The 21,362-nt window shown below is 64.8% G+C and carries 23 protein-coding genes; 16 read left to right on the top strand and 7 right to left on the bottom strand.

Annotated features, from left to right (window positions below):
* Positions 1-3 precede the first annotated feature (3 nt).
* The 5 genes from AADJ02_RS14725 to AADJ02_RS14705 all read right to left on the bottom strand — a co-directional run bounded on the left by AADJ02_RS14725 (position 4) and on the right by AADJ02_RS14705 (position 5,439).
* A complete protein-coding gene (locus AADJ02_RS14725) occupies positions 4-861 on the bottom strand; it encodes a MurR/RpiR family transcriptional regulator (RefSeq protein ID WP_341213765.1) in 858 nt (285 codons plus the stop codon).
* Positions 862-865: 4 nt separating this feature from the next.
* Positions 866-1,849, bottom strand: coding sequence for an ABC transporter permease (locus tag AADJ02_RS14720; protein WP_341213764.1), 984 nt, complete (start codon positions 1,847-1,849; stop codon positions 866-868).
* Positions 1,850-1,857: 8 nt separating this feature from the next.
* A complete protein-coding gene (locus AADJ02_RS14715; protein ID WP_341213763.1) occupies positions 1,858-3,390 on the bottom strand; it encodes a sugar ABC transporter ATP-binding protein in 1,533 nt (510 codons plus the stop codon).
* Between the two features lie 66 nt (positions 3,391-3,456).
* Positions 3,457-4,503, bottom strand: a complete 1,047-nt coding sequence (locus tag AADJ02_RS14710; protein WP_341213762.1) for a substrate-binding domain-containing protein — start codon at positions 4,501-4,503, stop codon at positions 3,457-3,459.
* A gap of 45 nt (positions 4,504-4,548) precedes the next feature.
* On the bottom strand, positions 4,549-5,439 hold the full coding sequence (locus tag AADJ02_RS14705; RefSeq protein WP_341213761.1) for a sugar phosphate isomerase/epimerase family protein: 891 nt from the start codon (positions 5,437-5,439) through the stop codon (positions 4,549-4,551).
* Between the two features lie 197 nt (positions 5,440-5,636).
* Here AADJ02_RS14705 and AADJ02_RS14700 point away from each other — a divergent pair, with 197 nt between their 5' ends.
* From AADJ02_RS14700 to AADJ02_RS14665, 8 genes are all read left to right on the top strand, one after another.
* Positions 5,637-6,539 (top strand): LysR substrate-binding domain-containing protein, encoded by a 903-nt coding sequence (locus tag AADJ02_RS14700; protein ID WP_341213760.1) that lies wholly within the window; start codon positions 5,637-5,639, stop codon positions 6,537-6,539.
* A 168-nt stretch (positions 6,540-6,707) separates the two neighbouring features.
* The gene (locus tag AADJ02_RS14695; protein WP_341213759.1) at positions 6,708-8,069 is read left to right on the top strand and encodes a Gfo/Idh/MocA family oxidoreductase; all 1,362 of its coding nucleotides are present in this window, start codon (positions 6,708-6,710) and stop codon (positions 8,067-8,069) included.
* A complete protein-coding gene (locus tag AADJ02_RS14690; RefSeq protein ID WP_341213758.1) occupies positions 8,066-8,359 on the top strand; it encodes a putative quinol monooxygenase in 294 nt (97 codons plus the stop codon). The genes AADJ02_RS14695 and AADJ02_RS14690 overlap by 4 nt, the downstream gene beginning before the upstream one ends.
* The gene (locus AADJ02_RS14685; RefSeq protein WP_341213757.1) at positions 8,356-9,252 is read left to right on the top strand and encodes an NAD(P)-dependent oxidoreductase; all 897 of its coding nucleotides are present in this window, start codon (positions 8,356-8,358) and stop codon (positions 9,250-9,252) included. The genes AADJ02_RS14690 and AADJ02_RS14685 overlap by 4 nt, the downstream gene beginning before the upstream one ends.
* A 26-nt stretch (positions 9,253-9,278) precedes the next feature.
* Positions 9,279-10,301 (top strand): DctP family TRAP transporter solute-binding subunit, encoded by a 1,023-nt coding sequence (locus AADJ02_RS14680; protein ID WP_341213756.1) that lies wholly within the window; start codon positions 9,279-9,281, stop codon positions 10,299-10,301.
* Between the two features lie 50 nt (positions 10,302-10,351).
* A complete protein-coding gene (locus AADJ02_RS14675) occupies positions 10,352-10,906 on the top strand; it encodes a TRAP transporter small permease (protein ID WP_341213755.1) in 555 nt (184 codons plus the stop codon).
* 1 nt (position 10,907) lies between these two features.
* A complete protein-coding gene (locus tag AADJ02_RS14670) occupies positions 10,908-12,179 on the top strand; it encodes a TRAP transporter large permease (protein WP_341213754.1) in 1,272 nt (423 codons plus the stop codon).
* 597 nt (positions 12,180-12,776) lie between these two features.
* Positions 12,777-13,025, top strand: a complete 249-nt coding sequence (locus tag AADJ02_RS14665) for a DUF1289 domain-containing protein (protein ID WP_341213753.1) — start codon at positions 12,777-12,779, stop codon at positions 13,023-13,025.
* Positions 13,026-13,150: 125 nt separating this feature from the next.
* Here the strand turns inward: AADJ02_RS14665 and AADJ02_RS14660 are convergent, their stop codons facing one another.
* Together AADJ02_RS14660 and AADJ02_RS14655 are read right to left on the bottom strand one after the other, a co-directional pair.
* On the bottom strand, positions 13,151-13,621 hold the full coding sequence (locus AADJ02_RS14660; RefSeq protein WP_341213752.1) for a DNA starvation/stationary phase protection protein: 471 nt from the start codon (positions 13,619-13,621) through the stop codon (positions 13,151-13,153).
* The gene (locus AADJ02_RS14655; RefSeq protein ID WP_341213751.1) at positions 13,618-14,160 is read right to left on the bottom strand and encodes a hypothetical protein; all 543 of its coding nucleotides are present in this window, start codon (positions 14,158-14,160) and stop codon (positions 13,618-13,620) included. Before AADJ02_RS14655 ends, AADJ02_RS14660 begins: the two co-directional genes overlap by 4 nt.
* Before the next feature lie 250 nt (positions 14,161-14,410).
* Here AADJ02_RS14655 and AADJ02_RS14650 point away from each other — a divergent pair, with 250 nt between their 5' ends.
* The 8 genes from AADJ02_RS14650 (at position 14,411) to AADJ02_RS14615 (ending at position 21,361) form a co-directional block, all read left to right on the top strand.
* Positions 14,411-15,163 carry an ABC transporter ATP-binding protein gene (locus AADJ02_RS14650; protein ID WP_341213750.1) on the top strand — a complete coding sequence of 251 codons (753 nt, stop codon included), beginning with the start codon at positions 14,411-14,413 and terminating at the stop codon, positions 15,161-15,163.
* Positions 15,163-16,170, top strand: coding sequence for an iron ABC transporter permease (locus AADJ02_RS14645; RefSeq protein WP_341213749.1), 1,008 nt, complete (start codon positions 15,163-15,165; stop codon positions 16,168-16,170). Before AADJ02_RS14650 ends, AADJ02_RS14645 begins: the two co-directional genes overlap by 1 nt.
* Positions 16,167-17,216, top strand: a complete 1,050-nt coding sequence (locus AADJ02_RS14640; RefSeq protein WP_341213748.1) for an iron ABC transporter permease — start codon at positions 16,167-16,169, stop codon at positions 17,214-17,216. Before AADJ02_RS14645 ends, AADJ02_RS14640 begins: the two co-directional genes overlap by 4 nt.
* A gap of 5 nt (positions 17,217-17,221) precedes the next feature.
* Positions 17,222-18,094: a (2Fe-2S)-binding protein gene (locus tag AADJ02_RS14635; RefSeq protein ID WP_341213747.1), complete on the top strand. Its 873-nt coding sequence runs from the start codon at positions 17,222-17,224 to the stop codon at positions 18,092-18,094.
* Positions 18,095-18,209: 115 nt separating this feature from the next.
* Entirely contained in the window at positions 18,210-19,169 is a 960-nt protein-coding gene (locus AADJ02_RS14630; RefSeq protein ID WP_341213746.1) for an ABC transporter substrate-binding protein, read from the top strand.
* Positions 19,170-19,191: 22 nt separating this feature from the next.
* Positions 19,192-20,151, top strand: a complete 960-nt coding sequence (locus AADJ02_RS14625) for an ABC transporter substrate-binding protein (protein WP_341213745.1) — start codon at positions 19,192-19,194, stop codon at positions 20,149-20,151.
* A 150-nt stretch (positions 20,152-20,301) separates the two neighbouring features.
* Positions 20,302-20,976, top strand: coding sequence for a MotA/TolQ/ExbB proton channel family protein (locus AADJ02_RS14620; RefSeq protein WP_341213744.1), 675 nt, complete (start codon positions 20,302-20,304; stop codon positions 20,974-20,976).
* Between the two features lies 1 nt (position 20,977).
* On the top strand, positions 20,978-21,361 hold the full coding sequence (locus AADJ02_RS14615) for a biopolymer transporter ExbD (RefSeq protein WP_341213743.1): 384 nt from the start codon (positions 20,978-20,980) through the stop codon (positions 21,359-21,361).
* The last annotated feature ends 1 nt before the right edge of the window (position 21,362 follow it).

Raw genomic sequence — 21,362 nt, 5'->3', positions numbered from 1 at the left:
ATCCTACTTGTTGCGCTTGTCGCTCACCGATCGCATCGTCTTGGCCAGACGCGCCTCGGCGGTAGGGAAATCGCGCTGCGCCACCGCGACGAAGATGGCATCCATGATGTTGAGTTGCGCAATCCGCGCGGCGGCGTTCTCGCCCAGAAGCGGGGAACCTTGAGCGGTCGAACACAGGGTGACGTCCGCGATCTCCGCCAGAGGTGCATTCGAGTAGTTGGTAAGCGCGATGGTGCGCGCGCCGTTGGCCCGGGCAAGCCTGGTTGCTTCGAGCACGGCCGACGTGGCTCCCGAATGCGAAAACGCCACCACTACATCTTCGGGCCCGAGGAGCGAGGCGGACATCAGCATCATGTGCGCGTCATCCTGCACCGTGGCGCGCAGGCCGATCCGCAGGAACTTGTGCGCCACGTCGCGGGCGATCTGCGCCGAACCGCCCAAGCCATAGAAATCGCGATTACGCGCGCCGTGCAGCAAGGTAGCTGCGCGCTCGAACGCCTCCATGTCAAGGATCGACATGGTTTCTTCCAGTGCCTGCACCGCCGTGTTGAACACCTTTCGGACGATGTCGGCCGCGCTGTCCTCTGGCGAGATCTCTGCGTGCAGAGAGGCCACATCCGATTGCCGGTATTCCACCAGCGCCTCACGGAAGTCGCGATAGCCATTGAAGCCGAGCTTCTTGGCGATCTTGACGATCATCGCATCCGAGACGCCTGCTTCTTCGGCCACTTCGCGCAAAGACGTGGTCAGGTCGAGATCGGCGCGCCCTGTCATGGTGTCGACCACCCGCGCCTCGAGCGGTGTCAGCGACGGAGTCCGCATCCTGACCTGAGCGCCGACGGTGCGCGGATCGATCTTCATGGTTTCAGCCTCTCCCCCGCGTGGCGCGGTCAATCAACATGGCGAGGATGATGATAATGCCCGTGGCGAGGAGTTGATAGAACGCCTGAACGTTCATCAGCGTGAGACCGTTTCGCAGCGAGCCGAGGATGACTGCACCCAGCAGCGTACCCACGACCGAGCCCTTGCCGCCCATCAGCGAGGCGCCGCCAATGGCCGCCGCCGCGATCGCGTCAAGTTCCCACAAATTGCCCATGGTGGGGTCGGCCGCACCGAGACGGCCCATCAGGATGAGTGCGGCCACCGAGGCCAAGCCTCCCGACATCACATAGACGGTGATCTTGGTGCGCGCGACCGGCACGCCGGCGATCCTGGCCGCTTCCTGGTTGCCGCCCACGGCCAGAATATACTCGCCAAAGGGGCTGCGGTTGAGGACCACCCAGAGCAGCGCCGCGATCACGCCGATGATGAGGACCGGAACCGGGACCCCCAAGACATCTCCATTGATCACTGCGCGAAATTCCTGCGGGATGCCGAAAATCGGGTTACCGCCCGTGAAGATCAGCGCCAGCGCCCGGTACAGAGACAGCCCGCCCAGCGTGACGATGAAGGGTTGCAGGCCGGCAAAGGCGATCAGCGTACCATTGAAGAGCCCGCACGCCATGCCGGTGGCAAGTGCTGCCAGGATCGCCAGGGGCAGCGGCACTCCGGCGGCCATCAGGGCCGCGCCAGCCACTGCCGAGAGGGCCGCGGCGGGGCCGACGGAGAGATCGATGCCGCCGGAAATGATCACGAATGTCATGCCAAGCGCGATGCAGGCATTGATCGAGGATTGCTGAAGAATGTTGAGCAGGTTCGGCGCAGTCAGGAAGACCGGGTTCAAGCTCGCAAAGACGATCAGGATCAGGACGAGGCCCAGAAGCGTGCCTGCATCGCGCAGGCTCAGCGAGGCGGGCAGGAACGACCGCAGACGGTGGACCGGGGTCGTGGCATCGGAGGTGTCGGTCATTTTGGGGCTCATGCGGGTTCGGCGGCCAGGGTAGGGCCACGGCGTTTCGATTGGGGGATGGCGTGAGCGGCGATTTTCGCCTCCGTGATCTCGGCGCCTGCCAAAGTGGCCGCCACCTCGCCTTCGCGCAGCACCATGACGCGGTCGGACAGCCGCAGGATTTCAGGCAGCTCGGAGCTGACCACCAGGATCGCCTTGCCTTGGGCGGCCAGCCGCTCGATGAGATCGTAGATTTCGGATTTGGCACCGATGTCGATGCCGCGTGTCGGTTCGTCGAACAACAGGATGTCCACGTCGGCAGCGAGCCAGCGGCCAATGATGGCTTTTTGTTGGTTGCCCCCTGAGAACTGGCCGATGGCGCGATCGACATTGGGCGGCCGCAGGTTCATCTGCTGCATCAGCTCGGTTGCCTCTCGCCTGAGCGCGGAACGGCGGATCAATCCCATTCGACTGAAGCGACGCATCGAGGGCAACGCGATGTTGGAGGCGACCGAGCGATCCCGCACGATGCCGTCCTTCTTGCGCTCCTCGGGCACCAACCCGATGCCTGCCGCAATCGCCTCACGGGGCGAACGGAAGGTGTGGGATTGGCCATTCACCTCGATGCGCCCGGATCGGGCTCGGTCGATGCCTGCCACGAGCCGCAAGAGCTCGGTGCGTCCCGACCCCACGAGGCCGGCAAGGCCCAACACCTCGCCCTTGTGCAACGTGAAGGACGCGTCCCTGATCATGCGGCCGTCGCCCAAGCCCTCGACCCGAAGCGCCGGAGTGGCGGTGGCATAACTCACATGGCGCTCGTGCTGGATGTCGCGACCGACCATGCGCGAGACCACGTCCGCTTCACTGGTCTTGGCCAGATCGACCGTGGTGATGAAGCGGCCATCGCGCAGGATCGTCGCGCGTTGGCAAACACGGAAGACCTCGTCCATCTTGTGCGAGACGTAGATGATTGACACCCCCTGCCCGCGCAGGCGTTCGATCAGTGCGGCGAGGCTCTCGAATTCAGATGGCGTAAGCGAGGAGGTCGGCTCGTCCATGGCGATGATCTTCGCCTCGTAGAGCAGGGCTCTGGCGATTTCGACGATCTGCTGCTGTGCCACCTTCAGTTCGTGGATCGGGCGCGACGGATCGATGGAGGGATCGAGATCGGCCAGAATCTCGCGAGCCCGTGCCTCCTGCGCGCGACGGGCGACGAGGAGACCGCCAGCGGTCTTGAGCGGTCGCCCGAGATAGAGGTTCTGCGCAACGCTGAGGGCCGGGATATGCTGCAGTTCCTGATGGATCATCGCGATCCCGGCTGCGCGGGCGTCGGCGGGGCGGTGCAGGTCGAGTTTGAGGCCATCCACGCGGATCTCGCCCGCATTGGCCTTGAGTACGCCCGACAGGATGTTGAGCATCGTCGATTTGCCGGCGCCGTTCTCGCCGAGAAGTCCGTGGACTTCGCCAGGGCGGACTTCAAAGGAGACGCCATCGAGCGCCTTGATTCCGGGGAAGCCCTTCTCGATGCCGTCCACTGCGAGACGAGGGGTCTGGGAAACCATGTCGGATCCTTCCGCATTGAGCGGCGCGCGCAGGGAGGCACGCGCGCCGCAACTGAGGCTTCGCGGTTACTGCGCGAGCAGCGTTTCGCGCAGCGCAGCGGTATCCTCGACGGCATACTGCTCGATATTGTCAGCAGTGATCAGCGCCTGCGGCGTCGCCACCACGCGCGGCAGCTCTTGGCCCGCGATGAGCCGCAGCGCGACCTCCATCGCCACTTCGCCGGTCAACACCGGAAAGCTGTCGACCGTGCCAGTCAGGTCGCCGGCACGGATCGAGTTGTAGGCGTCCGAGATGCCGTCGGTACCGAACACCGCAACCTGCTCCTGCAGGCCGGCATTCTTCACCGCCTCGACTACGCCGAGCGCCATGCCGTCGTTGTTGGCATAAAAGCCGATCAGGTCGGGATGCTGCTGCAGGATCGTCGAGGCCGCGTCATAAGCCTGCTCGCGGCTCCAGTTGGCGGGAACGCTGGCCACCACCTCGAAGCCTTCGGCCTCGTTGATCGTGGTGGTGAAGCCGTCGGTGCGCTGACCGGCGGCGAACACGCCGGGCTGGCCTTCGATCACCGCGAGCTTGCCGCCCTCGGTATTGTCGATGAACCACTGCGCCACCCGCACACCATTGTCGCGCTGCACATTGCCAACATAATGCTCTACCGACGGGATCACCGCATCGTTGACGTTGAGCACGGGAATGCCTTGGGCGCGTGCCGTCTCGAGTGCCGGCTGCAGGTTGTTGTCGGTCTGCGGCGAAAACAGCAACGCGTCGTAGCCCTGCAGGATCATGTTCTCGGCAATCGAGAGCTGTCCAAGCTGATCACCTTCCGACGGTGCGGCCTGATAGGCGAACTTCACGTCGTACTCTTGGGCGAGGTTCTCGTACCCGTCCCCCAATGAGCGCCAGTATTCGTTGGTCAGCGTCTTGGAGACGCCGCCCACCGCAGTGCCCGCCTCAGGTGCAGGCAGTTCGCCAAAGCGCGCATCGAGCTCGCTCCAGTCCATACGATCGGGCTCCTCGTCGGAGTTGAGCGGGGCGAGATCCTGGGCCATGGCGGCGGTGGCCATGCCCAGAACGGTGCCTGCCATCAGCAGGGTTTTGAGGCTCGCGGTCATCAGGTTTCCTCCCTTTACGATGATCGTGGTATTCGTGAAGTCAGCTCATGCGCCGGCCAGAATGCGCTGAATTGCGCGTTGGGCGGCGGGTGAGTTCTGCGCGGCGACGGCGTCGTGCAGCACATTGTCGGCGTCGACGCGATCGGCCATGGCCATCAGCCTCTCAACCATCTCGATATTGGCCGTGCATTCCTCTACCGGGTCGATGCCAGAGGCGTCGGGGAAGGTGTCGAAATAAATGACACCGTCATAGCCGTCGCGGCGGATCTGCCAGAGCAGCTCAAGGGTCGCCTGGGGATGCACGGAACCCACCATCAGACCATCGTCGCGCTTGGCGTAGCCGTCATTGAGATGAACTCCGAGGAGTTTCGAACGGCGCGCGATCAGCGTCGCGGCGAAAGCGGGCATCTCGTCCGCATAAAGCACGTGCGCGAAGTCGAGCGTGACCCCGAGATTGGGCGCACCGGCTTCATCGATGGCGAGAAGCGTCGTGGCAACATCGGGCAACAGAGCAAAGGATCGCGGCTCGTTGGCTTTGTATTCGATGGAAATCATGCAGTCAGGGGCGTGCTCGGCCACCTCGCGGATGGCGCTTACCTCGTCATCCCACATCCGTCCGTAATCACCCTGGAAGCTGTAGTCGAAGCCATCCTGCCCCATCCACAGCGTCATCAGCGGCGCTTCCATCTCCAGCGCCGCGTCGATCCCCCGCTTGGTCAGATCGATCGCTTCACGCCGTACCAACCTGTCGGGGTGGGTGAAGGCACCGAGTTTGAAGGCTGGGTTCGTGTAGTAGCGCATGGCGAGACCGTTGATCCCGAGACCCATGGCCTCGATCTCTTCCTTTACGGCCCGCGGGTCATCTGTGACGTGATCGGGATAATTCAGGTCGACATGGGTGAGCCCCGGGACCCGCGCGGCACGGCGCGCCATCATCAACGCCGTGGGTTTGCCCTGCAGATCTGGCCATTCCATCTCAGCCTTGGCGGCGAAGGAGTTCAGGCGGGTTGCGAATCGTGTCATGGTGCCTCCAGCTTTCTTCACGTTGTTTCGTAAACTTGTGAAGTTAGCAAGAGGGCTTCTACAGCGATTTCGGATGCGATGGAATGCCCAGGGCAGAAAAGGAGAAAATCATGACGCCGTTCCGGGCCATCTCGGTGTTCTACCATGTCGCCACGCTGAACTCCGTCATGGCCGCCGCTGAACAGCTCGGCGTCACCGCCTCGGCGGTCAGCCAGCAGCTGCGCGCCCTCGAGGCGCAGCTTGGTACTGTGCTGGTCACCCGCCAAGGACGACGGATTCGGCTGACCGAAGCTGGCGAACGCTATTTCGAGCTGATTTCGGACCAGGTCGAGGGATTGATCCGCGCAACGGAAACGATGCGCGGCGCTCGCACGACGGCAAAACTCACCATCCGGGCCACCCCGACCGTCTCCACCAAGTGGTTGCTGCCGCGCCTTTCCGGGTTTCTCGAGGCCAATCCAAGCATCGATGTCCGCCTCGATGGTACCAACGAGCCGACGGACTTTGCTCGTGACCCTGTCGATCTGGAAATCCGCCATGGCACGGGGCGGTGGCCCGGGCTTCACATCCTGCCACTAGCAGAGGAAAGCTTCATCCCCGTTTGCGCTCCTCAGTTGGCGCAAGGGGCCTCGATCGGCCCCGAAGATCTAGTTGATCATCGCCTGATTCAGTCGCTCAAGGCGCAGGTGCAGTGGCCCGCCTGGTTCGCGGCACAGGGCCTGCCAGCCCCGAATACGGCTCGGCGGCTGAGTTTCGATCGTTCGCACATGGCGGTGGATGCAGCCGTATTGGGCCTCGGCATGGCCTTGGAGAGCACGCTCATGATGGAAAGCGAGCTGGCCGCGGGCAAGTTGGTTCAACCCCTTCGTGAGGCTCCCCTGATCCGCATCACTACCCAGTGGCTGGTCTGCCCGCCCGCCAACCTGCGCCGTAGCCGGGTGCGGCGCTTCATCGATTGGGTCACTGCCGAAGCGCACTCCTGGCAGGCCGCACAGCCCATGCAGAAAGATTAGAAAATCTAATCTGCCGTCGAGAAAAGTTAAATTGTTCTCAGGCTAGGTGGCGACGATCATTCACCTGTCAGGTCGATACCGGCCTGCGGGGGAGCACCATTAGGACATGTCGCACGTATTGCGGCCCCCCTGCCCATCCCGGCCGCAGAGGCCCGAACGGAGTCCCATATGAATCTTTCGACCATGCTCAGCGAACGCAATGCCGCCGGCCGACCCGTGCGCGTCGGCCTGATCGGCGCCGGCAAGTTCGGCTCGATGGTGCTGGCGCAGGCGCGCAAGATCAACGGCTATCAGATTGTCGGCATCGCCGATCTCGATGGCGCCAAGGCGCGCGCGGCGCTCAAGCGGACTGGCTGGACTGAGGAGGAATATGCCGCGACCTCTCTCTCCGACGCTCATGACACGAGCCGCGCCTTCGTCACCGAGGATGCGAACGCGCTGTGTGCCTTCGAGGGGATTGACTGCATCATCGAAGCAACGGGTCACCCGATTGCTGGCACCCGCCACGCGCTCGCGGCGATCGAAGGGGGCAAACACATCGTCATGGTCAACGTCGAGGCCGACGTGATGTGCGGTCCGATCTTGGCGCGCATGGCACGGGAGAAAGGTCTCGTCTATTCGATGGCCTATGGCGACCAACCCGCTTTCATCTGCGAACTGGTGGATTGGGTTCGCGCTACCGGATTTGAACTAGTGTCCGCTGGCAAGGGCATGAACTTCCAGCCCGAATACCGCTACTCCACCCCCGACACGGTATGGGGCTATTTCGGCTGGTCCGAGGAGTTTGTCGCGAAAGGGGATTTCAACCCTAAGATGTACAATTCCTTCACCGACGGCACCAAGGCGGCGATCGAGATGGCGGCCGTGGCGAACGGGACCGGTCTCGACTGTCCTGACGACGGGTTGGGGTTCTATCCCGCCGGACTGCACGACCTCGCACAGGTATTCAAGCCGGCCACCGATGGCGGGCGACTACCCACTGGCGGTCTTGTCGATATTGCCGCCAGCCAAGAGCCAGATGGTCGCGAGGTGTTCAACAACATCCGCTATGGCATGTTCGTCACCTTCCGAGCCCCCGATGCCTATACCCGCGACTGTTTCGAGCAGTACGGTCTGCTGACGGACAAGTCCGGGTGGTACGGGTCGATGTGGCGGCCATTCCACCTGATCGGCCTCGAAACCTCTGTCTCGGTTCTTTCCGCAGTGCTGCGCGGCGAACCCACCGGTACGCCCCGTGAATTCCGCGGAGATGCGGTGGCGACCGCCAAGGCAGATCTCAAGGCCGGAAGCTTTCTCGATGGCGAAGGCGGCTTTGCCACCTGGGCCAAGGCCATTCCTGCCCGGATCTCGACAGCCCATGACGCGCTGCCCATGGGGCTTGCGCATCACGTCAAGCTCAAGCACGACATCCCGCGCGATCAGGTTGTACGCATGTCGGATGTCGAGTTCACGCAAGATCTCGACGTGGTTGAGCTGCGGCGCCGCATGGTCCGCGAGATGGGGCCAAAACTTGCCGAGGCGGCCGAATGAGCTTTGTCGTCGTGCCTCGCTTCAGCTTGCCTGAGCGGCGTCTCAAAGCTTTTTTGGATGCCGCGCAAGAAGACGCGTCGTGCTCCTTGGCAAACGAGCCAGGCTGCCTCCAATTCGACATATGCGTCGACCGCGGCTCACACCCTGTCGAAGTGCTGTTCTACGAGGTCTACGCCGATAGGCACGCATTCGAAGCTCACCTTCGCACGGCGCATGTCGAGCGCTTTCGGGCCGCTATCCTGCCTGGCGAGGAGGGCACAGTGCAATTCTTTGACCGGATCGCAGCGTGAAACAGATCGCGGTTCTTGGAACAGGGCTGATGGGCGGACCCATGGCGCGCAGCCTCGCACGGGCGGGGTTCACCGTCAGGGCGTGGAACCGAGACATCGCCAAGGCCCGGGCATTGGGACACGGGATCCTTGTGGCCCACACGCCCGAACAGGCCGTGACGGGCGCGGATGCAGTGATCGTCATGTTGTCGTCGGGACCAGTCTGCGAGGAGGTGTTGTTCGGTCCGTCAGGAGCGGCGCGCAAGATGCCACAGGGCACCTTGCTCATCGTTATGTCTTCGATCGCGCAAGACGAGGCCGAGGCCATGGCGAACACAGCCCAAAAGCTGGGGCTGCGCTGGATCGATGCCCCAGTTTCCGGCGGTACGCCCGCAGCCGAGGCCGGCACTCTTTCGATCATGGCGGGCGGGGCCGCTCCGGATGTGGACGCGGCCTGGTCGATCTTCGATGCGATGGGCCGGGTCACCCTGGTCGGTCCCGCCGGGGCGGGTGCACTGACCAAGCTCGTGAACCAGGTGGTTGTGGCAACCACGATCGTCTCGATCTCCGAGGCATTGCTCTTGGCACAGGCGGGCGGCGCAGATCCCGCCCGGGTACGCGAGGCGCTGATGGGGGGCTTTGCGGCCTCGCGGATCCTCGACCTCCACGGAGCCCGGATGATCGCCGACGACTACGTCCCCGGCGGCCCGGCGAAGTACCAGATCAAGGATACTCAGGCAGCGCGCGCCGTCGCGGAACGGCTCGGCCTCGATCTGCCGGCTTTGACGCTGGCGGATCGGCTTTTCACCGACCTCGTCGCGCATGGCGGCGGCGATCTCGATCACTCGGCGTTGCTTCTCGAACTCAGGCGGCGAAACGGCCTGCCCGTGCCGGTGACATCGCTACACGACTGAACTGTCTCAAAAGGGAGGAGACCCATATGACTGTTAAAATCACCCGCCGCCGTATGATGGCGCAGATCGGAGGTACGGCTGCTCTCGCTTCTGGCCTGGGCCTGCAAGCCCGGCCCGTCTGGGCGGCAACCAGCCTGCGGCTTGCCGTGCCCGACCCGGCCGAAAGTTCGGTCGGTCGCGCGGCCACTCGCTTCGCCGAATTGGTCTCCGAGAAGACCGGTGGAGAAGTTGCAATCCAGGTCTTTCCCGACGGGCTGCTGTTCGGGAAAGATCAGAACGCTGCGGTCAACCAGCTCGGATCCGGGGCACTTGACGGGCTGATCCTTGCAAGCTCGGTCTATGCCTCATTCGAGCCCAAGATGAATGCGATCTCGCTGCCCTACCTGTTCTCGGACTACGATCAGCTGCGCGACTATCTCGGCGGCGCCCCGGGGCAGCAGCTTCTCGCTTCGCTCGACCGGCTTGGCATCCATGGGCTGGGCTTCTTCCTGCGCACCTTCCGCAATGTGACCACGCGGGAGACGCCGATCACCACTGCCGAGGATTTTGCGGGCGTAACGTTGCGCACTCCCAACAACCCGCTCTTCGTCTCGCTCTTCAAAGCGCTCGGCGCCAATCCAACTCCGATGGCTTTTTCCGAAGTGTATTCGGCGCTGCAGCTCAAGGCGATCGACGGGCAGGAAAACCCGGTGGAAGTGCCGTGGAACAACCGGCTCTACGAGGTGCAGGGACACCTCAACATGACCCAGCACTTGGCCGACAGCTTCCTTGTCGCGCTGTCGGGACAGGCGTGGGACAAGATCCCTGAGGCGCATCACGCGGCCGTGGAAGAGGCGGCCGCCGAAATGATCGCCGAGCATGATGATCAGGAGATCGCGCAAGAGGCGGAAATCATAGAACAGCTAAAGGGCGCCGGCATGCAGGTGAACCAGTTTGCCGATGGAGAACTGGCGCGAGTTCAGGACATCGCTCGTGGCATCTATTCGGACTACGAGGACCAGATCGGTGCCGAGTTCATGGCCGAGAGCCTCGCGTTCGTGCAGGGCTGATTGAGGGCGGGGCGGTCGGGGAGGCCGCCCTCCACCAAGGGAGGGGCGAAATGAAACGGATCGACCGAGTGCTCTGGCGCATCGTCGACACTGTGATAGCGGTCAGTGTGCTCGGGATGGTCATGCTCATCGCCTTGCAGGTCGGCTCTCGGCTGGCGGGGGCATCCATTGCTTGGACGGAAGAATTGTCCCGGCTGCTGTTCATATGGACGATCTGGCTTGGCCTCGGGACGGGATTTCGGCATGGCGCGCATCCCTCCCTCTCGGTGCTGACCTCACTTCTGCCTGGAGGTGCGGCCTCTGCGCTGAAGCTGCTGCCGCCTTTCGCAGCCATGATCCTTTTCGCTTTGGTCGCCTGGCATGGGGCTGAACTTCTGCGTCAACAGCTGCGCTTCGGCGAACAGTCGGCCATTCTTCAAGTGGGCATGTGGCTCTTTACCGTGCCGCTGGTGCTGGGCGCCGGGCTTTCGATGCTCGGCGCCGCAGTGCATGCGATCGAAACGATCTGTGGCAAGAAGCGCGGCGAACCTGCACAGGCGATCAACGCCGACCAGCTTGCTGATCGCACAGCCAAGTCCGCTGCTCCTGTCATGGAAGGTCACTAGAATGAGTGCGACGCTTCTCCTTGTTTTCGCCGTGCTCGCCATTCTCGGCGTACCGCTCTCGGTTTCTCTTGGCCTTGCCACGGTTGGCACACTCTGGTGGTTCGACTTGCCCCTGTCGATGCTGACCCAGTCGATGGCGACGTCAATCAACTCGTTTCTGCTGATTGCCGTGCCGTTGTTCATTCTTGCAGGCCAGATCATGGAGCGCGGCGGCCTCTCGGAGCGAATTTTCGACGCGGCGGAGGCAGTGGTGGGCCGGATGCGCGGCGGGCTGGGGCATGTAAACATCGCCTCATCCTTCGTCTTCGGTGGCATATCGGGCTCTTCGGTGGCCGATATTGCAAGCCTCGGGCCGATTACCATTCGCTCGATGACATCCCGCGGCTATCCCCTGCCCTATTCGGCGGCTTTGACACTGATCACCTCGACCTTGGCGACATTGGTGCCGCCCTCGATCCTGATCATCGTCGCCGCGGCCGCAGCTGGGCAATCGGTGGGTGGCGCCTTGGCCGGTGGCCTCGGGCCGGGGCTTCTGTTGGCTTTCGCGCTGGCCGGATACAATGTCTTTGCCGCGCGCCGCTATGGCTATGGCACGTTGAGCGCCTTCGATGGGCGCCGAATGCTGCGCGCTTTGCTACGTGCCGCGCCTTCAGTGGGCGCGCCGGTCATCATCCTGACCGGCATGTTTTCGGGTATCGTCACCCCGACCGAAGCGGCAGGTCTTGCCGTGCTCTACACTTTTGCCGTCGCTGCCCTGATGCATCGAGAGGTGGGGTGGCGTGATCTCTGGGACCTTACTGTTCTGGCGGGGCAATCGGCGGGGTCAGTCCTTCTCATCCTGATGGTGGCAAGCGCCGCAACCTTCGTCTTCACGGTGGACATGTTGCCGCAGAAAGCCTCGGGCGCCCTGTCGCTGCTCGGCGGCTCAGGCTTTGCCACTTTGCTACTGATGGGGCTGATCTTTCTGATAGTGGGCATGTTGATGGATATCGTCGCTGCCGCGCTGATGTTGATCCCCGTGCTGATGCCCGCCGCCGTGGCCGCGGGCGTGCATCCGATGCATTTCCTGATCTTCATGGTGGCAAGCCTTGCAGTCGGCCTCGCTTCGCCCCCCGTTGGCACCTGCCTTTTTGCCACGGCCTATGTCTCCAAGGTTCCGGCGGAGAAAATCGTCATCGCCGCTCTGCCCTTCTATGCCATCAACATTGTTGTCCTGCTGCTGGTCGCCGCGCTGCCGCAGATCGTACTTTGGCCTATGGCTTGGCTGACGTAACGCTGCAGGGATACCGCATGGACCAGCGTATCAGAATCGGAAACAGCCGGTCTCTCCCGCCCGATCGCGCCCTACTTTCCGATCAAAACTCTGCGTGCCCCCAGAAGAAAGCGTCAAAGCAAGACCGGCATGTCTTCCAAGCTAGAGCCGGGGATTGCGCTGCCCGCGGGTTATTCGAGCCAGCTGTCGTCGATTTGCGGTCATGCTGCACGAGGCGCCCGCCCTGCCTGACCACGGTGTGGGCTCCGGTGACCACGCAGCTGGGTCCCGCCTTGCTACCCCGCCGGGGTTTTTCGACGCCTGACACTTGAGGGTCGCATCGCGCAGTCTCAGATCCGTCACGATGCACTCCCTTGCCGGCCGCCGACAACATCTCCGTATGCAGCAATGCGTGCTCATCGGGTCACGGCCGTCACCTTGATCGTAGGGGACATGGAAAGTCCGATCGCCGCAGGCCTCGGAAATGCTCCCTGCCGGGAGGATGCCGCAGGGCGAAGGCCGAGGGATGGCGGCGGTGCCTTTCGCCTTGTCCCGCGGCCATATCTTCTATGTTCCGGAAGACGGTCACCCATCTACTTTGTGGTTGCCGGAGGACAAATGCCAAAGAAGCTCCCCTCGCCCTGCATCGACGTCTGCAAGTTCCGCCGCGAAGGCCACTGCATCGGCTGCTCGATGACCAAGGCCCAGAAGAAGATGTTCAAGACGCTGAAGAAGCCCGCGCATCGCGAGGCCTTCGTCACGATGCTGGTCCATCAGCAGAACGATCTGGGCCGCTACCGGCACTGGACCCCGGCCTATCTGAAGAAATGCGCGAAGAAGGGCGTGACGCCGCCCATCCCTACCTGAGCGCCACGGCAGCGGGCCGCACCGGGCCGAGGGCGGCTATGAGCGGGTCGCGTGCCGCCGGGGGCCCATCTGACACGGAGAACGGCGCCCTCGGGGCGCCGCTCGACTGTCTTGGCCGCCGTTTGTCAGCCGAGGTGCGCGCGCAGCATCCAGGCGAACTTTTCATGGGTCCGCCCACGCTCGATGGCGAGATCCTCGGTCAGCGTGTCGCCGTGGCCGGCCGCGAGTTCGCCAAGCCCTCCCAGCGTCGCGGCGATGGTCTCCTGCGCCCTCACCAGGATCTCGACCATCTCACGGTCACTCTGGTGCCCGTCATGCTCCTTGACCTTGGATCGCTGAAGCATCCCAGCGAGCTGACCCTCGGCATGGACATTCAATGCACGAATGCGTTCCGCCAGGTCATCCTGAGCCTGGAAATGGTCTTCGTAGATTTCCTGGAACAGGCGATGCAATTCGCCAAAGGCCATGCCGGTGACGTTCCAGTGGAAATTCTGGGCGAGCATCGTGGTCACGGCGGTTTCCGCCACGCTCTGGTTCAGCGCCTCGGCGATCTCCTTCCGAGCGTCGGGGCTCAACTCGATGGCAGGCTGTGTCATAACGCAATCCTTTCCAACTTCGGGGATGCCGGATCATCTGTCGCATCCGCCAAACGTGTCAACGCGTCACTCTCGGACGCGACACGGACGACCAGATGAACCAGAGATCGCCGAACCTGCGCTGGCACACGGCTGTGCAGCAGGAACGTGGCGCTGGCCAAGTCGTCGTCGCGCAGAGCAGCGATCAGGCGCAGCAGCCAGCTTTCGTCGAAGGACAGCGCTTCGGCGGTCGGTCGATAGAAGCGGGGGGAGCGGCCGAGCGCTTCGCCCAACGTCCTGATCAAGGCATCGAGCACGGTTTCCGGGGGGATGTCTCGCCGAGTGCCGACCATGGCACAGGCCTGCGCCAGCTCGATCCGGCTCCGAGACCGGCAGCGCAGCGCGGACAGGCGCATCTGGGCAAGCAGCCGCCGGTCCTTGGGCTCCAACGAAGCGCGCTGGTCGCTGTCAGGGACGACGCGGGGGTCCGAGGCGGCGAGGAACATAGCTTTACCCTGATTCAGTAACGCTTGAGCATCTCGTTTCCCGACGATCTCCATCGGGCATTACGTTGAAAAAGTGGGCGGTTAGACATCAGCGTCTACAGCTCCTTCTTCCGGCGCCCTTCATACCCGACCAGTTTTGTCAGTCAACTTGTTTAATCCGACAGATTTGCTTAGGCATGAGTCGTGATGGAGGCAGAGCATGACCAGACACCACAATCCGGACGCTCCTGAAGAGAGCGCTGCACCCAGGCTTCGCGTGTCAGGTGTCTCGGTCGGCTATGGGGATGCGCCGATCGTCCGCGACGTGTCGCTCGATGTGCCAGATGGTGCGCTGACGGTGCTGGTCGGACCGAACGGTTCGGGAAAATCCACGCTCATGAAGGCCATGGCGCGCGTCCTGCCCGTCAGCGTCGGGGTGATCAGCCTCGATGGCTGTCCTATTCAAGCGATGCCGACACGCAAGGTTGCCAGGCAACTTGCGCTGCTGCCGCAGGGACCGATCGCCCCGGAGGGGCTGCGCGTGCGCGAACTGGTGGCGCAGGGCCGCTTTCCGCACCAGTCGCTCCTGCGGCAATGGTCGCGCCGGGACGCCGAGGCCGTCGATGCCGCGATGCAGGCCGCTGACGTGATCCAGTTCGCGGATCGGTCAGTGTCGGATCTCTCGGGAGGGCAGCGCCAGCGCTGCTGGATCGCCATGGTTCTTGCCCAGGAGACCGGCATCCTGCTTCTGGACGAGCCGACAACCTTCCTCGATCTCAAGGTGCAGGTCGACCTGATGCTGCTGCTGCGGCGCATTGCGAAGGAAGAAGGGCGGACGCTGGTTGTCGTCCTGCACGAGCTCAACGTTGCGGCCGCCTTCGCCGATCGCCTCGTCATGATGAAGGACGGCCGTATTGTCACCGATGGCCCCGTGGAGAGCGTCTTCACCCCGTCCGCCCTCGACGAGGTCTTTGGTCTCGAGGCGAATGTCTTGCGTGATCCCGCGAGTGGCCGCCCGGTCTGCGTGCCCGCTGTCGAGCCGGTCGAGAGCGTCGCGCCCTGGCTTGCTGCGCAATGATGTCGCTTCCGACACGCCCGGCGTGGCGACGTGCCAGGTTTGCACCCGTATTGGGGCTTGCCGCGCTCGCACTCGCCTTCGCATGGCATGTCTCGGTCGGGGCCAAGACCATTCCTCTCGCGGTCGTGGCCGAAGCGCTGCTGTCATATGACCGTTCGGTCTTCGAACATGTCGTCATCGTCGATCTGCGTCTGCCACGCGCGCTGTTGGCGGCGATGGTCGGCGCCGCGCTCTCGGTGTCGGGCGCGCTCATGCAGGGCGTGACGCGCAACCCCTTGGCCGATCCTGGCATCCTCGGGCTGCTGATCGGCGCCTCCTTCGCAGTCGTGCTCTTCGTGGGCGTGTTCGACCTCGCCGCGCCAGCCTTGATCCCGCTGGTCGCGGCCCTCGGGGCGGTCATAGCGGCCATGGCCGTCTGGGGCATCGCCGCAGCCGCGCCGGGCGGGGCGATGCCGATCACGCTTGTTCTGTCGGGGGCGGCGGTCACGGCCTTTCTCGCGGCGCTCGTGACCATCGCCAACCTGCTCGACGAGCAGAGCTTCGAGCAGTTGCGGGTCTGGATGACCGGCTCCCTTGCGGGCGCGCAAGGCGATGTCATTCGCTGGGCCCTACCCTGGTTCGGCGCCGGGCTGGCCGTGGCCTTCGCCGTCGCGCGGCAAATCACGGCGCTCGCCATGGGGGAAGAGACCGCCATAGGCTTGGGGCTGAATATCGGACGATTGAAAGCGCTCACGTTGTTCGCCGTGGTGGCGCTGACGGCGGCCGCGGTGGCCATGGCCGGGCCGATGGGGTTCGTGGGTCTCGTGGTGCCGCATGCCGTGCGTCTCCTCGCGGGGCAGGACTACCGGCGGATCGTTCCATGGTCGGCGATCGCCGGAGCGGGCTATCTCCTTGTCGTGGACGTGGCCGCGCGGATGGTGCTGGCCCCGGTCGAGATCTCGACGGGCCTCATCACGGCGCTCCTCGGCGCGCCGCTCTTCGTCTGGCTGGTGAGGGCACGACTGTGAGCGCGGGTCTGCTTCTTAGGCTCGACGGGTCGGTCACTTACGCCCTGCCGATCCGGGCGCTCGGCGTGCTGGCCGTCCTGCTCGGCCTGATCTGCGCCTTCGTGCTCGCAAGCCTGATGGCCGGCAGCTACCCGCTCGAGGCCGCCGAGGTCGCCGTGACCCTCGCCGGACGGGCGCCTTCGGACATGGCGCAGACGGTGGTCTGGCAGTTCCGCTTTCCGCGCACCCTCGCCGCACTGGCGGCCGGCGCGCTGCTGGCTTTGTCGGGCGCGACGCTCCAGAACGTTACGCGTAATCCGCTGGCCGATCCCTCACTGGTCGGGGTGAGCCAGGGGGCGGGCCTTGCCGTCGTCGCGGCGATCGTGGCCTGGCCCGAGTTGCCGCAGGCGCTGCGGCCCCTGCTCGCCTTTGGCGGCGCTCTCGCGGTGGCCGCGCTGATCCAAGGGATCGCGATGCGCAGATCGGGCGGAGCGACGATGCGGTTCATCCTGACTGGTATCGGCGTCGCGGCCTTCATCTCCGCGCTGACCTCGGCGTTTCTGACCTATGGGCAGATCGACCGCGCGCTCTCGGCATTGGGCTGGCTCGCGGGTTCCGTCCATGCGGCGGGCTGGGGCGAGGTGGCGGTCCTGGGAGGCGCGCTGCTTTGCTTCGCCCCTGCCCTGGTCGCGGCCTCCCGCCCGATGGCGGCGATGCGCATGGGACCAGAGATGGCCGTGGGGCTCGGGCTGCGGGCCGGCCGGACTCGCATGGCGCTTGTCACGCTCTCCGTGGCCCTCGCCGCGGCGGCCGTGGCGATGGTCGGCCCTATCGGCTTCGTCGGCCTCGTCGCGCCACACCTCGCCCACCGGCTGGCACGCTCCGGCGTCGGGCTTCAACTCGCCCTCTCAGCGGCGGTCGGCGCGCTTCTGGTGGGCACGGCGGATCTTACGGGCCGTGTCGTCTTCGCCCCGGTTCAGATCCCCGCGGGCCTCGTGACGGCGGTGATCGGCGTGCCGCTCTTCGTGTGGCTCCTCCTCCGCACCAAAGGGAGGGAGACCTTGTGACGTCAATGATACGGCTGGAACGCACTGACGCACGATCCCGCAGCACGGCACTCCTGGTCGATGCCGCCTGCCCCGATGTCGCGACGGTGGCCGCGCGCCTGCCCCGGCTGCGCGACGCCTTCTCGGCACGGCTGCATGCCGGCCCTGCACCTGGAGAGGCGCTTCGCCTCGATGCGCCGGATGCGGCTCTCCTGGAGGCATGGCTTGCCGCAGAGATGCAGGCGCAGGACGGTGCCGACGACAAGCTTGCTGCGGCCTACCTGCTGGGTCGGGTCGCCTTCGCTGTCAGCGAGGTGCTCGCGGCCCTCGCGCTGCAGGGCCTGCAACCCGCGCGCCTCGCGCCCGATGCCGTCGCGCTGACCGCCCGCCGGGCGGCGTGGCATCTCGATGAGCAAAGCGGCGAGGGCCGCGCCTATGACATCGTGCTTGCCGGGTCAGACCTCGTGCCTTGCGGCGCTCCCGCCGCGATGCTGGGTGCCGCGCTGCCCGAGTTGCTCGCGCAGCTCGTCCTGTATCTCATCGATCGCTCGGGCCTGTCGCGGGGGGCGCTGTGGAGGCTCGTCGGCGACGCCCTGTCGGGCGCGCTCCTGATACAGGGCAAGCACGTCAGGCGAGAAGAGGAGGCCATGGAGATCGCCCATGCGGTCCTGCGCGATCGACAGAGCCCGCTTTATTCCCGCCAGACCGGCTACTTCCGGATCGATCTGCCCGAACGGCCGGACATCGCCGAATGGTTCCGGGCGCGGGGTGGCTGCTGCCGCTACTACACGACGGAAGGCGGTGCATATTGTTCGACCTGCGTCCTGCGTGACCCTGAAAGCCGCGAGGCGCTGCTGCGCGCCCATCTGCGCCGCAAGCACGGGCTGGACGGGACATGATTGCACACGCCTCCGAACAAGCGCGCGGGTATTGCGGTCCACTCCCTGCCCGCCCCCTACCACGAGATCCGTCGCCACGGGTTCGACATCCCATTTCGCACAACCGGAGAAGACCATGCTGCGCCTGACCACGGCCATTTCGACCATCATCGGCCTTGCGGGGCCTGTATTCGCGCAGGACTACCCCGTGACCATCGAGCACAAGTTCGGCACCACGGTGATCGAGGAGGCACCCGAGCGCGTCGCCTCGCTGGACTATGCCGGGGCTGACGATCTGCTCGCCCTTGGCGTGCAACCCGTGATCATTCGCCATTGGTATGGCGATTATCCCCGCTCAGTCTGGCCTTGGGCCGAGCCCCTGCTCGAGGGCACCCCGACGATCCTGCGCGGCCAGATCGATTTCGAGGCGATCGCCGCCGCCGAGCCGGAGGTGATCGTCGCGCTGTGGTCCGGCATCACGGCCGAGGAATACGAGCGGTTGAGCCTGATTGCACCGGTCGTGGCGGTCCCCGAAGGCGTCGGCGATTATGCCCTGCCTTGGGACGAGCGCGCGCTCTTGACCGGTAGGGCCGTCGGACGCGAGGCGGAAGCCGAAGCCCGGATCGCCGCGGTCGAGGCCGAGCTTCAGGCGGCAGCCGAGGCCCATCCCGGCTGGGCCGGAAAGACCGCCGCCGTTGCTTATCTGTGGGGCGGCGATCTGGGGGCCTACACCTCGAACGACGTGCGTCCCCAGCTGCTCGCCGAGCTCGGCTTCGAGACGCCGCAGGCGATCGACGATCTGATCGTCGGCAATGAATTCGCTGTCGGCTTTTCGCCTGAGGATCTCTCGCCGATAGATACCGATCTTCTCGTCTGGCTTCCCGAGGAAGGGAACAGGCAGCCGATCCTCGACCTGCCCGCGCGCAAGTTCCTCGATGTCGCCCAAGAAGGCGGCGAGATCTTTCTCGACGAGGAGCTGACCGGCGCGTTCTCGCACGCATCGCTCCTGTCGATCCCCTACGCCGTGGAGCGGATCGTCCCGATGATCGAGACCGCTCTCGACGGTGACCCGGTGACGTCCGCCGATGCGAACTGAGCATGAGACAAGGAGTGCTTTCATGAAGCATGTCGTCACCATGGCCCTGATCGCGGTCGCCGCACCCGCGGCCGCGCAGGAGGCCCGCACCGTGATCGACGGCACCGGGTCCGAGGTCACCCTGCCCGGCACCCCGCAGCGGATCGTGTCGCTGCACGACACCTCGCTGACGGTTGCCCTGCTGGAACTGGGGATCGAACCGGTCGGATCGCATGGACGGAAGCGAACGGATGGAACGCCCTATATCCGCTCCTCTGCCACGGCGACTGGAACAGATTTCGACACCTCCGACATCGCGTTCATGGGCAACCTGCCCGCTGATGTGGAGCGCGTCGCCGCGGCCGATCCCGACCTGATCGTGACGACGAACTGGCAGACGGCCGACGTGGATCGGCTACGCCGGATCGCGCCGACCTATGTCTTCGACATCGCGACGACCGACGACTTCGATGTCTACGCCAAGCTTGCGGAGCTCACGGGGCGCGGCGACCGCCTCGCGGCACTCGAGGCGCGCTACGCGGCACAACTCGATCTGATCCGCAGCCAGATCGACACGGACGCGCTGCGTGTCTCGGTCATTCAGGGCCATGACGGCGAGCTGCTGGTCTGGAACACCTACGGCACGCTCGGAAAGGTCCTGCGCGACGCAGGCTTCGAGTTTCCGGAGATCGTCGACGCCATCGAGGGCAACCAGCGGCAGACGTTTTCGGCCGAGATGCTGCCGCGGTTCGACGCGGACATGATCTTCGTCACCTATCGCGCCGATCGCGGCGAGACGGCGGCCGATGCCAAGGCCGCTCTGGAAAGCGTTCTGCCGTCATGGTGCGAAGCACTGCATGCCTGCCGCGAGAACCAGGTCGTCTACCTGCCGCGCTCCCTGGCATCGACCGCGACCTATGACGCGGCCAGCACCCTCGCCTACACGATCCTCAGCCATGCGGACGGGCGCGCATTGGCGATGATGCCGGATCGGCTTCGGTAACAGCCGAAGAAGGTCGTCCCGCTCATCGGTCGGCACAGCAGGCGAACACAGCACCGGCAGGTCGTCTGGCCGATCCGCATTCCCTCGGCTCCACACCCGGAAATGACGATCCGCCCTGTGGGCGCATCCTCTACAAGAAAGCAATCGCATATGAACGAAGTCTGGACAGGCCTGCGCACCGATCTCGAAGGCGGCTGGGAGGTGATCTCTATGGGCGGTCCGGCGATCTGGGCGATCGCGGCGCTTTCGGTGATCACGCTGGCATTGATCCTGTGGAAGGCTTGGCGGCTTGCGTTGCTTGGCGCTTGGAACGGTGGGCGGCGCACCCGGCGAGCGGTCGAGCAGTGGGGTGCCGGCCAGGAGACCGAGGCGCTGGCGCTGGTCGAGGGGCGGCGCAGCTGCCGGGCGCGGCTGGTCCGCGCGGCGATGCGGGCGCGGCGGGATTTCGATGACGCCGCAGCGCAGGCTGAAACCGAGCGCGTGGCCCGCGCTCTGCTGGCCCGCGCCAGAACAGGTCTGCGGCCGCTTGAGCTGATCGCGACCATCGCCCCGCTCCTTGGCCTTCTGGGCACGGTGCTGGGCATGATCGCCGCCTTCCAGGCCTTGCAAGAGGCAGGCAGCCGCGCCGATCCGGCGGCGCTGGCAGGCGGTATCTGGGAAGCGTTGCTGACCACCGCCGCTGGCATGGCCGTGGCAATTCCGGCCTCAATGGCGCTGACCTGGTTCGAGAGCGTCGCCGATCGGCTGCGCCATGAGATGGAGGACGCCGCGACCCGGATCTTCCTGCGCCCGTTGGCCGTCGAACCGATCTCGCAGGCGGCCTGAGATGAACCTTGCCAATCTCGACCGGCCACGCCGCCGCATCAGCCTGACGCCAATGATCGACGTGGTGTTCCTGCTTTTGGTGTTCTTCATGCTTTCGGCCCGCTTCGGCCTCGACCAGCAGCTGCCGCTGAACGCCGTAGGTCAGGAGCCGGGCGAGGGCTGGCAGGGGCCACCGCGGCTGGTCTCGATCGGCCCCGACGATCTAGCGCTCAACGGCACGTCGGTCGCGGAGGCGACACTGGCCGAGGCGCTGGCCGAGCTGGTCGAAAATACCTCCGACACCATCGTGCTTCGAGCCGAGGCCGGCACCGACCTGCAGCGGCTGGTGGCGGTGATGCAGCGCCTTTCGGCCGCCGGATACGGTCAGCTCGTGTTGGTGGAGTAGC

It is taken from the genome of uncultured Limimaricola sp. (assembly GCF_964022235.1).
Taxonomy (GTDB): domain Bacteria; phylum Pseudomonadota; class Alphaproteobacteria; order Rhodobacterales; family Rhodobacteraceae; genus Limimaricola.
This window is presented reverse-complemented; position numbering and strand designations above follow the sequence as displayed.